The sequence below is a fragment of the Nocardia carnea genome (assembly GCF_029868855.1).
Classification (GTDB): Bacteria; Actinomycetota; Actinomycetes; order Mycobacteriales; family Mycobacteriaceae; genus Nocardia; species Nocardia carnea_A.
The window spans coordinates 31679-42325 of record NZ_JARWOV010000123.1; the positions used below are offsets into that span (position 1 = coordinate 31679).

Here is a 10647-nt window from a genome sequence, read left to right on the forward strand (position 1 = left end):
CGGGTATCGCGGGTGGTGAGAGTGGTGGTCATCGGGCATTCTCCTCTCCCCTGGGCAGCCAGCGGGTGGCCCGGCGGCCGAGCAGTTCGACCGCCGCGGAGGTGCCGAACCCGAGGGCGCCGATGGTGATGATCCCGACGAACACCCCGGGGTAGTCGACGATGGTGTAGGCCTGCCAGGTGCGGTAGCCGACGCCGAGACGGCCCGAGATCATCTCCGCGGAGATCAGGCAGATCCAGGCGACACCGAGCCCGACCGACAACCCACCGAAGATGCCCGGCAGCGCGCCCGGAACCACGACGCGCACCAGCACATCCCAGCGATTGCCGCCGAGGGTGCGCACGGAGTCCTCCCACAGGGTGGGCAGAGCGCGTACCGCGTGCCGGGTGCTGACCATGATCGGAAAGTAGGCGGCGAGGCCGGTGATGAACACGATCCCGGCTTCGTCGTCGGGGAACAGCAGGATCGCGATCGGCACCACGGCGATCGCGGGGATGGGCCGGGCGAGTTCGGTGAGCGGGCCGAGGATCCCCGCGCACACCGGGGACCGGCCCAGGGCGATCCCGCTCGCGACACCGAGCACGGTCGCGATGGCGAAACCGGTGAGAATGCGGATCAGTGATTGGGCGAGGTCCAGGTAGTAGACGTCGGTACCCAGCTGACGTCCGAATGCCGTGAGCACTTCGGTGACGGTGGGCAGGGTGTCGAACCGCAGCCACAACCGGATATCGGCGGCGGTCAGCAGTTGCCAGATCAGCACGGCGCCGGCCACCGAACCCACCCGCAGTGCCCGGCCCGGCCACACCGAGCGGGTGCCGCGCCGGGGCCGGGGGTGGTCGCTGTGCAGGGCGGTGCCGGAATCGGCGGGGGCGGCGACGGTCACGACCGGACCTCCGCGACGGCCTGGTCGTAGCCGACCGGCTGGGCGGTGGGGTGGGCTTGCCGGTGACGGGCGGCGGCCGCCGGGGTGGTGAAGGCCAGGTAGGTGTCGCCGTCACGCAACCACACGGCCTTGTCGGCGAACCAGCGGGTGCCCAGTTCGGAATCGACCACATAGGCGGCTCGGACGGTTTCGCCTTGCGCGCGGGCAGTTTTCACCGCGCGCAGCAGTTCGGTGGGATCACCGGCCGGCCGGGTGGTGTCCTGCCCGTCGACCCAGAGTTCGTTACCGGAACCGCTGGTGTGGTTCGTGGTGTCGGCGAGTGCCGCGTCGTAGTCCTGGCCGCGGGCGGCGAACGCCGCGCGGATCAGGCGGTCGTCGGCGAAGGCAGCGGTGTCGAGGTCGGCGAAATCGCCGATCGACTTCAGGTACCGCACATCGTCTTCGAACGCGGCGAGCAGGCTGGGTTTGAGCGTGGTGTCGAAGGAGGTGCCGCCGGGGCCGTTGTAGAGATAGACCACTTCTTGCGGCAGGTCCGAACCTTCGGCGACGATCCGCGCCGCCTCCAGCGGTTCCCGCCACAGAAATTCGGTGGCGTCGAGTTGCGCCTGCAGGAAGGCGTCGACCACTTCGGGATGCTGCGCGGTGTAGTCCTTGCGGGCGACGACCCCGTGGAATGTCGGAACATTCAACTCGGCGCCGTCGTAGAGCAGTTTCGCCTTGTCCTGGAACACCAGCAGTCCCGGCCACGCCACGAACTGCGACAGCCCGCTCACCTGACCCGATTCCAGGGCCGACGCCCCCACCTGGGGCTGCTGGTTCAGCACCTCGACACCGGTGACCGGGTCGATTCCCGCGCGGGTCAGCGCCTGCACGAGTGTGCCGTGACCGGCGGAGCCGACGCTGGCGGAGACCTTCTTGCCCGCCAGGTCCGGCAGGCCTGTGGCGGGCGAATCCGGCGGTACCACCACCATGTTCAGTGCGCCTTTGGGGTTGTAGCCGGTGACCGAGAGGAATTCCGTGCGGGACCGTTCGTTGGCCTGCGTGCGCGACCCGTTGATCAGCAGCGGGTAATCACCCATCGAACCGATATCGATCTTCTCGGCCACCATCTGTGCGGTGATCGGGGCGCCGGTGTCGTAGTCCTGCCATTCGACCTCGTAGGCCGGTCCACCGTCCTCGGTGAGCCGGTCCAGCCGCTGCTCCAGATAACCCTGGGCGCGCAGCAATGTGCCCGCGGTGACGGTGTTGATGGTCTTCGACTGGTATCCGATGACGACGCGCACCGTATCGCCCGCGGCGGCGTCTTCCAGCGAGCACCCGGTGAGGGCGAGCGCCCCGGCGGCCAGGACGGCGGCGAGGCGTTTCAGTGTGGGCATGGTGGTTCTACCTCAGGAGATACGGCATATTGACGGTGACGGCGCCCGTGGGACAGCGGGCGGCGCAGGGGCCGCAGTACCAGCATTCGTCGACGTGCATGAACGCTTTGCCGTTGTCGGGATTGATCGCCAGGGAGTCGAGCGGGCAGATCTCGACGCACAGGGTGCAGCCTTGGATACAGAGCGATTCGTCGATGGTCACGGGGATATCGGTGCGCTGGTTCGCCAGGGCCATCTACAGGACCTTCCATTCGGGATTCGTACGGGAAAGGCTGCCGCGCAGGGTGATCCGGTCGCCGCGCATCCGGATGTATTCGAGGTCGACCGGTGTTCCGTCGTCGAGGCGGGTGAGACGTTCGAGCATCAGCAGCGGTGCGCCGGCGGGGACGTCGAGAGTGGCGGCGGTGTGCCGGTCGGCGGGTATCGCCTCGACGGCCAGGTCCGCCGAACCGAGGGGTTGTCCGCTGAGCTGTTCGAGGAGAACGAACACATCGGTGTGCGCGAGATCGTGGTCGAGGATGCGGGCGCCGATATCGGGGGCGAGGTAGGTGAGGTCCAGGCTCAGCGGCCGATCGCCGAGGTAGCGCAGGCGTTCCAGGTAGACGACCTGCTCACCGGGTTCGAGGCCGAGCCGCCGAGCGACCACCGGCGGGGCGGTGATGCGCTGGCCGGCCCGGACCTCGTTGCGGACTGTTCCGCGACCCTCCAGGGTTTCCTGCAAGCCGAGCAGCGCGTCCAGTCCGTGGTCGAATTTCTGGGCGGCCACCCGGGTTCCGACCCGAGGGGCGCGGTCGATCAGACCTTCGTCGCGCAGCAGAGCCAGCGCATCGCGGATGATGTTACGGGAGGTCCGGTGTTCCGCGGCCAGTTGCTGTTCGCCGGGCAGGGTGTCACCGACGGTGCCGGCGTGGATCTGGTGGCGCAGGATATCGGCAACGCGCCTCGCCTGGTCCGCACGCAAGCGGCGGACGGCCGCGCCGCCGCCCGACCGCTCAGTGTTCATCTCGCTGACCTGCATGAACGGTGACGATAGTGGCGTTTCGCGACGGTCCCGGACAGCCGCTGTAACGGTAGGTATGGGGACCGGCGAATGCGCCGGGTGGATGGTGGGCGCGACCAGCGCGGACACGCGGATTCGCGGCTATTGCGCCACCCGCGGTGCGGCCGGCCCGGTTGGGATCAGCCCGATTCGAATGAACGGGGAGAGCGCCGATCCCGCCATGGTGACGCGCTGTGCCGGCCGGGTAGGCACCCTTCCGGCAGGGTCATCCATCGTCCATCGGTGCCGACTCGAACCGGCGGCGATGGATTCGGGCGCCCGGGGACGGGCTCGGCGGCACAGTCAGCCGGGCAATCCCTCGGCGAGCCGGGCCAGGCCGGGCAGCACCTTGTCGCGCCATCCCGGACCCATCCGTCCATAGGCGTCGCGGCTCTTGTGGTCGAGCAGGTCGAAACCGGAATGGTCGAGGTGCAACAGCGTGCCGTCGTCCTGGGGTGTCAGCTGCCAGGCCAGCGTCCAGTTCTCGTTGAAGGTGTAGACGAAGCGGCGTTCCGGTTCGACCTCGACGACCTCGCAGGGAATGGACCCCCAGCCGGGCATTTCGAGGTGGAAACGGTGACCGACGGTAGCGGCGATATCGCCGGGCGCCCACCACTGCCCGTGCAGCTCGGGATCGGTGAGCGCCCGCCACACCTTCGCGGGTGGCGCGGCGATGAACTGGTCCAGCGAGATGGTCGCGAAATCCGCGTCGGTATTCGTCACGGGGTTCTCCTCCACGAGATCGGCAAGGGTGCGCAACCGGCGGCGCCAGAAGCGTTCGAACGGGTGGACCCACGCACTGACCTCGGCGAGCGGGTCGGCGGTCAGGTGGTAATGCCGATGCCGGCCGACTGCCTCGTCGCGAACCAGCCCGGTTCGCCGCAGTACCTGGAGATGCTCGGCGACCGCGGGCCGGCTCAGCTCGAACAGACCCGCCAGGCTTCCCGCCGTCCGGGGTCCGTCGGCCAGCACTTCCAGCAGCCGCCGGCGTACCGGATTGGACAACGCGAGAAACACATCATCGGGGGCCACATCGCCAAGTTACGTCGGAAATACCCGACATGTCAACTATTGTCGACACGTCGGCGCGGCCGATGCCGCTGCCCTCCGGGAGCTGGGACCGGCCGGCGCCGAACACCGGTACACACCTGATCCGCCGACGTGGCACGGCACGAGCTGGTACCGCGGGGCAGTGACAGGCCCGTTCATCGCTCCGCATCGTGTGGGGTTGTGCTCACCGCCCTGCGCATCTGCGTGCCTGCATGCTCTGCGTCGGTGGCGGGATCGATCACCAGTAATCGGATACGGCGATCTTCCAGGCCGAAAACGTCCATCACCTGGGCCGGCTGGCCCGGAAGTGGGCCGATGATCTCGATCCCGTCGGGTGGATCGATGCCCCGCTGGGCCGCGCTGAGCACATTCCAGTCGAACGCGATCCGGGTGGTCGCCCCGAGCCGCGTGGTGAGGGCGGCGATCAGGTCGTGCAGTTCGGTGGTCAGGTTGTCGGTCCTGGGCCACCACGCGCCATCGACACCCTCGACGCCTCCTGCACGGTCGCCGATCAGCAATCGCGGCGTGCGGGTGGGTGTGGCGAATGGTTGCCCGCCACCGGCGGCGGGCGGGAATCGACCGGGGTCACGGTCGCCTGCGCGGCCACCGCTCCGGCTCTGCGGATTCTGGGTCATATCACGCTCCTGGAATTGCCTGGGACAGGCACCGGGATTCCGGGAGCGGCGAGAGGAGACCGCCTTCGTCGTCCCAGCGATATAACGCGGGCGCGTACTGGGCGCGCTCTGGGCTGCGCCGGGCGACGGCGGCAATCGGTTCGTCGGTCGCACGCCCGCCGCTGTGTGCATTCGCCGGGTGCGGCGAGGCCGGGGATGTCTCACACGAAACGCCCGGGCTCCTTCATGCTACCCGGGTATCCGGCCTGTTCACCGCCCGCGCCGGGGCGCCGCCCGGTGCCGGGCTCGGAGCCACGCGTCGATATCGGACCCCGGCCCGCCATCGGGGATCGAGCGGTGCCGTACCGCGCTCGTCGCGGCCTCGGCGACCGGGGTGATGATCCGAAGAGTCAGGGTGGCGCCGACCCCGACGATATCGAGGGTGCGCGCGGGCATATGCCGGTATCCGTCGAGCCGGGTCCGGCGCCCACCGCTGACGAGTTCCCCTGGCGCGGTGGCCCACTCGTCGCGGTGATAGCTCACGCGCAGAACCGGACCGAACCCGGGCCGCAGTGCCGAGAACAGCTCCCCGAGCTCCGCGACCAGGTTGCGGCTGTGCGGCCACCAGACCCCGTCGGCGTTCCCCATTCCGACGGGATCGAGTTCGAGCCGCAGCCGCCGGTCGGACCAGTCCTGGCGACGCGAGTTCGTCGCGTTCGATCGTGGCCTCATGATCGTTGCTCCTGTTCCGGTCGACGCGCCGGGTGGCTCGGTGTCTACAGCCGTTCCCGCAGCAGGCGCCGAGCTTGCTGCTGGGTCGATATCAGCGCCAGTACCGACTCCGCGCCCTGGTTCTCGTTGCGACCGGTGGCTTCCAGCCCGTCGGAACAACCGGAGCTGTGCGGATCGATCAGTGGGACGCCGATATCGTTGCTGCCGCGGAACCAGGCTTCGCACAGCAACACCGCATCTTTCCAATGCCGGTCACCGGTCACGTCGTAGGCGCGGGCGCAGGCATCGGCCAGGCACGCGACCTCGACGGGCTGCTGATCGAAGCCCGGCCTGGGTTCCCCGGTCGCCCAGCCGTCGACCGGGGTCACGGAGAGGTGATCACCGGCAGTCTCGGTCGCGAGCAGCCATCGCAACATCGCCAACCCGTCGGCGAGGATGCGCTCCTTGCCGGGCAGCGAGCCGACGGCGAGCAACGCCTCGGCCAGCACGGCGTTGGCGTACTGCAGCCGCGGTTCGGGCCACCGCCAATCGGACCGGCGCGTCGGTGGACCGATGAGGGTCGCGGTATCGCCCAAGAACTCACGAGCGCAATGATTCCTCGGATCCGCCAGTAGCACCTCGGCCGCACCCAGGGCGCCGAATGCCATCGCGCGAGCAGACCGGGGCCGCTGCCGGGCCGCGACCGTGAAGCGCGCCAGCGCGGTCTCCGCCAGGTCGGGTCTGTGTGCGATCACGACGCCGAGTGCCCACAGCGCGCGGCCCCAATGATCGTCGAGACTCGGCTCGTCCTGCCAATGCCGGTCCGGCCCGCGTCGATTGTGGCACCGCCCATCCGGGGTGAGCGCGTCGATCAGGAAGTCGAAATACACCGTGGTGAGGTCGAGCAATTGCCGGGAGGGTTCGGGTTCGCGGACAGCGACAACGAGGCCGCGTGCCACATCGTCGACGCAGTAACCGCCGTCGACACGAGGTTCGGTGAGCCGCGCGTGCTCGAGTATCCCCCGGTCGTCACTGAGCCGGAACAGGTGCGTGTAGGAGATGGTTTGCGTGCTGATGGGCATGACCTCACCGCATTCCTCGCTGGTGACCGGCCGCCAGGCGGCGCGGGTATGGCGATCGGCGCATCCGGTTATACGAACACCGTAGACGCCAATACGCCGTATGTCTACAGTGTAGATATACGTCGTTGTCAACGGCAGATGAACAGGCGGTGCGGGTAGTGAACGAGACGAGAGCGGGCCCGTTCGACAGCCAGGACCGATCGGACGATCGGCTCGGCAACCGCCGCACCCCGCCACTGACCCGCGCGGCGGTGTTGGCGGCCGCGCTCGAGATCATCGACAGCGACAGTGTCGAGCAGTTGTCGATGCGACGCCTGGGCAAACGGCTCGGCCGCGACCCGATGGCGCTCTACCGGCACGCCGCCGATAAATCCGCACTCCTCGACGGCATCACAGAATTCGTGCTCGACCAGTTACGGGTCGACCCCGGCGACCCCGACTGGCGCCACCAGTTGCGCGCCGTCGCCCGGGACTTCCGCCGGCTCGCTGTAGCACACCCGCATGTGGTGCCGCTGCTGGTCACCCATCCTCTCGTCACGCCGCTCGGCCGGCGACCGCCGGGCACCCTACGTCCGGTGGAAGGGATACTGGAACTGCTCATCCGGGCCGACTTCAGCGGTAGCGACGCGCTGTTCATCTACCGCGCCCTGTTCGGATTCCTGTACGGCCATGCACTGAACGAGATACAGGCGGTCGTCGACCGGCCGGAGGAAACCACAGATCTACTGCGACTCGGCCTGCACCATCTACCGATCGGCGAGTTCCCGCTGCTCCGTGGACTGGCCGCCCAGCTGGCCGGCTACGACGGCGGCACCGAGCTCGAACGCGGCCTCGACATCCTGATCAACGGCCTCACCGCCACCCTCACCCCGGCCGCACATTTCAGCGGACCCGGCGCGTCACGTCATCGCGCGGCGGGCGCATCCTCCGGCCCGGGCAAAGTGGCATCACCGGAACCGGGCAGCGGCGCGTGATCCGGTCCGGGCAAGGTCGCCGCCAGCCCGGCCAGCAGGATATCCAGACCACGCTCGAGCTCCACGGCGCCGTCATACGCCGCCAGCACCGGCGCCAATGCACGGACCAGCGGAAACTCGCCGATCGGCAACCGATACAAACCCAGCCGCAACAGATCGTCGGTTTCCTCCGGACGCTCCACGATCTCCTGCAGTTCGTTGAGCACATGCCCGTACAGGAACCCGAACAGCGCTCGATAGATATGCAGCGCATCGACCTCGGTGTACCCGACCCGCGTGAGGAGCGCGAGCATATCCTCCAGCGGCCGCACCACCGCCGCCGGCCGCAAACCGAGCGGCGTCGCCAGCGGCCGCGTCACCAGCAGCGGCACCACCCGCGGATGCGCCAGTGCCACTCGCCGGAATTCCCGGGCCACCCGGCGCACCTCGGCGACCCAATCCGGCGCTTCGGCGTCGACGGACAATGCCTCGAACACCACCTCGGCGACACCGTCGAGAACTGCGGCCTTGTTCGGCAGATGCCGGTAGATCACCATCGGATCGCGGCCCACCGCTTCGGCCAGACGCCGCATCGACAACCCGTCGATCCCGTCGCGGTCGACGATCTCGACCGCCGCACCGAGGACCGCCGCCCGAGTGACCGGACTGCCCCGGCGTCCGGCCCCGGGATTCCTGTGGCTGTTCGGCGATCCGGCCATGACAAGGCTCCGTTCCTCGGGACGCGCGGACGAGATCGGGCGTAGACCTACGACGTTGACACACTCCGCTGCGCAAAGTCTACGAGGCTTTCCCGGCCATCGGAATGGCTGCAGAAAGGTGAAATGCGGTGCTGTGGTGCGACCCATGCCACGGAGGCGGCGGGCTCACTGGCGGGTGAAGGCGAGTCCGCCCGCGACAGCGAGCATGGTGGCACCCGTACCGCGATCCAGTAGACGCCGGGTGCGTGCGCCCATATCGAAACTGTTCAGGGTGCCGCCCACTCCCGCATACACCGTCGCGGCGACGAACTCGACAGCGAGGTACACCATGCCCAGCACAACCAGTTGCAAGGGCACCGCCCCTGCCGTGTCGTCGACGAATTGGGGGAGGAGCGCGGCGAACAACAGCAGCGCCTTGGGGTTTGTGAGCGCGACGACGAATTCCTGGCGAGTCAGCTGCCAGCGCGTTCGCCGCAGCGATGACGCATCCGGCTCCGGACCGCCGGAGGCGTCCGATACGCCACTGCGACTCCGGTAGAGCAGCTGCCCGCCGAGGTAGAGCAGATACGCCACGCCACACCATTTCACAGCCGTGAACGCCGGCTCCGAGGTGACCAGCAACTCCCCCGGACCCACCGCTGTTGCCGATACGAGGAGCAAGAAAGCCGACAGCCGGCCGGCCACCGCTACCAGGGCATCCACGGTCCCCTGCTGTACCGCGTTGCGCAGCGACAGCAGCTGGTTCGCGCCCGGAGTGAATGCGATCAGAGCAGCCGCGGCCAGGAACGGCTGCCAATGCGGAGTCGGCATGCCCCATGTATACAGCTGGTTGGCGCCGGGCCGGGGTCCGTCGACGACCCTGGTACCCGATCCGAACCGACGAAGGGCGCTCGACCGGTATTTCGGGTTCGGAATTCCCCCGGTATCAGAGTTGCGAACCGCCGCCGTCGACGACGAGTTCGGCGCCGGTCGTGTAGGTGGCGTCGAACGCGAGGAATACCACCGCCCGGGCGATTTCGGACGGGGTGCCCATCCGCGACATCGGATTGTCCGCGGCCATCTGTGTCTTCATCTGCTCGGCCACCTCCCTCGGCATCGACTTCTCCAGGATCCCGGAGTCGATGGGACCCGGGCTGACCGCGTTGACGCGGACCTTCTGGGGCAACAGTTCCCGCGCCAGTGTGCGAGTCATCGAGCGCAGTGCTGCCTTACCCGCCGCATACGCGCTGAGCATCGGCAGGCCCAGCACGTTCGCGACCGACGTGGTGAGCACGACGCCGCTACCTTCGGCCAGCAGCGGAGCGAGTTTCTGCACCGTGAAGTACGGCCCTTTCGCGTTTATGGCCAGCAGCCGGTCGAACAGCTCCTCGTCCGTCGCCTGGAACGGTGCGAAACCGTTGACACCGGCATTGGCGAACAGGGCGTCGACGGTGCCGAACTCGGTCTCGACCCGATCGGCGAGCGCATCGATAGCAGGTAACGATGCCGCGTCGCTGCGGACCGCGATCGCGTTGTCGCCGAGCTGTTTCCGGGCGGTATCCAGTCTGTCCTGGTCGCGCCCGGTGATCAGCACCCGTGCCCCTTCGTCGACGAGCAGCTGCGCGGTCGCCAGACCGAAACCGCTGCTGCCGCCGGTGATCACAATATTCTTGTCCTCGTACCTGCCCATCGCGGGTATCTCCTGGTTCTGGAATCGGCGGGATGGTTTTCGTGGCCGGCGGAGGAGTCCCGGCCGGGCAATATCAAGTCAACAGTCGCGTGACCTGGGCGTCCAAGACCTGTTCTGCACCTCGTTATGCGGCAGCGGCATAACGAATACAGTGAGTCCATGCCCGACGAAACCCTGATGTCCCCGGCCGCTGATCCCGGCACGGATCTGGACCTGCGATTGGTGCGATACTTCACGGTGGTCGCCGAGCACCTGAACTTCGCCCGGGCAGCAGCGGAGTTGCACATCGCCCAACCCTCCCTGAGCCGTCAGATCCAGCGGCTGGAGGACGTGCTGGGCGTGCGGCTACTCGAGCGCACGACCCAGGGCAGCCGCCTCAGCGCGGCCGGCGCGGCATTCCTGCCACGCGCACAGGAACTGCTGCACATCGCCCATCGAGCGGCGCGCGCGGCCCCCGCCGCCGCCCCCCCCCCCCCGGTCAAAAACGGGGGACGCCGAGACCACGCCCACACCCCCCCCGGGGGGGGTCTGGGCCCGCGCGGGGCGGGCGC

Annotated in this window: 13 protein-coding genes and 1 pseudogene; 2 read left to right on the top strand and 12 right to left on the bottom strand. The window is 68.4% G+C overall.

What is annotated here, in order from left to right:
• Positions 1-28 precede the first annotated feature (28 nt).
• The 9 genes and pseudogenes from QH195_RS12055 to QH195_RS12095 all read right to left on the bottom strand — a co-directional run bounded on the left by QH195_RS12055 (position 29) and on the right by QH195_RS12095 (position 6755).
• Positions 29-883 carry an ABC transporter permease gene (locus tag QH195_RS12055; protein WP_432278835.1) on the bottom strand — a complete coding sequence of 285 codons (855 nt, stop codon included), beginning with the start codon at positions 881-883 and terminating at the stop codon, positions 29-31.
• Complete coding sequence (locus tag QH195_RS12060) at positions 880-2259, bottom strand: ABC transporter substrate-binding protein (RefSeq protein WP_280435420.1); 1380 nt, start codon at positions 2257-2259, stop codon at positions 880-882. The genes QH195_RS12055 and QH195_RS12060 overlap by 4 nt, the downstream gene beginning before the upstream one ends.
• Before the next feature lie 7 nt (positions 2260-2266).
• The gene (locus QH195_RS12065; RefSeq protein WP_030519968.1) at positions 2267-2494 is read right to left on the bottom strand and encodes a 4Fe-4S dicluster domain-containing protein; all 228 of its coding nucleotides are present in this window, start codon (positions 2492-2494) and stop codon (positions 2267-2269) included.
• Positions 2495-3277, bottom strand: a complete 783-nt coding sequence (locus QH195_RS12070; protein WP_280435421.1) for a GntR family transcriptional regulator — start codon at positions 3275-3277, stop codon at positions 2495-2497. It lies immediately after the preceding gene.
• A 324-nt stretch (positions 3278-3601) separates the two neighbouring features.
• Complete coding sequence (locus tag QH195_RS12075) at positions 3602-4021, bottom strand: SRPBCC family protein (RefSeq protein ID WP_280425210.1); 420 nt, start codon at positions 4019-4021, stop codon at positions 3602-3604.
• A gap of 6 nt (positions 4022-4027) precedes the next feature.
• A pseudogene (locus QH195_RS12080) lies at positions 4028-4330 on the bottom strand (metalloregulator ArsR/SmtB family transcription factor); the annotation flags it as partial.
• A gap of 173 nt (positions 4331-4503) precedes the next feature.
• Positions 4504-4983 carry a DUF5994 family protein gene (locus tag QH195_RS12085; protein ID WP_280435422.1) on the bottom strand — a complete coding sequence of 160 codons (480 nt, stop codon included), beginning with the start codon at positions 4981-4983 and terminating at the stop codon, positions 4504-4506.
• Between the two features lie 249 nt (positions 4984-5232).
• Positions 5233-5694, bottom strand: coding sequence for a DUF5994 family protein (locus QH195_RS12090; protein WP_280425195.1), 462 nt, complete (start codon positions 5692-5694; stop codon positions 5233-5235).
• Positions 5695-5738: 44 nt separating this feature from the next.
• The gene (locus tag QH195_RS12095) at positions 5739-6755 is read right to left on the bottom strand and encodes a glycosyltransferase (RefSeq protein WP_280435423.1); all 1017 of its coding nucleotides are present in this window, start codon (positions 6753-6755) and stop codon (positions 5739-5741) included.
• A 236-nt stretch (positions 6756-6991) separates the two neighbouring features.
• Between QH195_RS12095 and QH195_RS12100 the strand changes: the two genes are divergently transcribed.
• Positions 6992-7729, top strand: a complete 738-nt coding sequence (locus tag QH195_RS12100; RefSeq protein WP_280435431.1) for a TetR/AcrR family transcriptional regulator — start codon at positions 6992-6994, stop codon at positions 7727-7729.
• On the opposite strand, the gene QH195_RS12105 is transcribed toward QH195_RS12100, so the two are convergent.
• From QH195_RS12105 to QH195_RS12115, 3 genes are all read right to left on the bottom strand, one after another.
• Positions 7660-8427, bottom strand: coding sequence for a TetR/AcrR family transcriptional regulator C-terminal domain-containing protein (locus QH195_RS12105; protein ID WP_280435424.1), 768 nt, complete (start codon positions 8425-8427; stop codon positions 7660-7662). The two genes, QH195_RS12100 and QH195_RS12105, sit on opposite strands and share 70 nt — an antisense overlap.
• Positions 8428-8592: 165 nt before the next feature.
• A complete protein-coding gene (locus QH195_RS12110) occupies positions 8593-9237 on the bottom strand; it encodes a LysE family translocator (protein ID WP_280435425.1) in 645 nt (214 codons plus the stop codon).
• 115 nt (positions 9238-9352) lie between these two features.
• Positions 9353-10096: an SDR family oxidoreductase gene (locus QH195_RS12115; RefSeq protein ID WP_280435426.1), complete on the bottom strand. Its 744-nt coding sequence runs from the start codon at positions 10094-10096 to the stop codon at positions 9353-9355.
• 159 nt (positions 10097-10255) lie between these two features.
• Between QH195_RS12115 and QH195_RS12120 the strand changes: the two genes are divergently transcribed.
• Positions 10256-10647: LysR family transcriptional regulator (locus QH195_RS12120; protein ID WP_280435427.1), on the top strand; the 392-nt coding region annotated here is incomplete at its 3' end.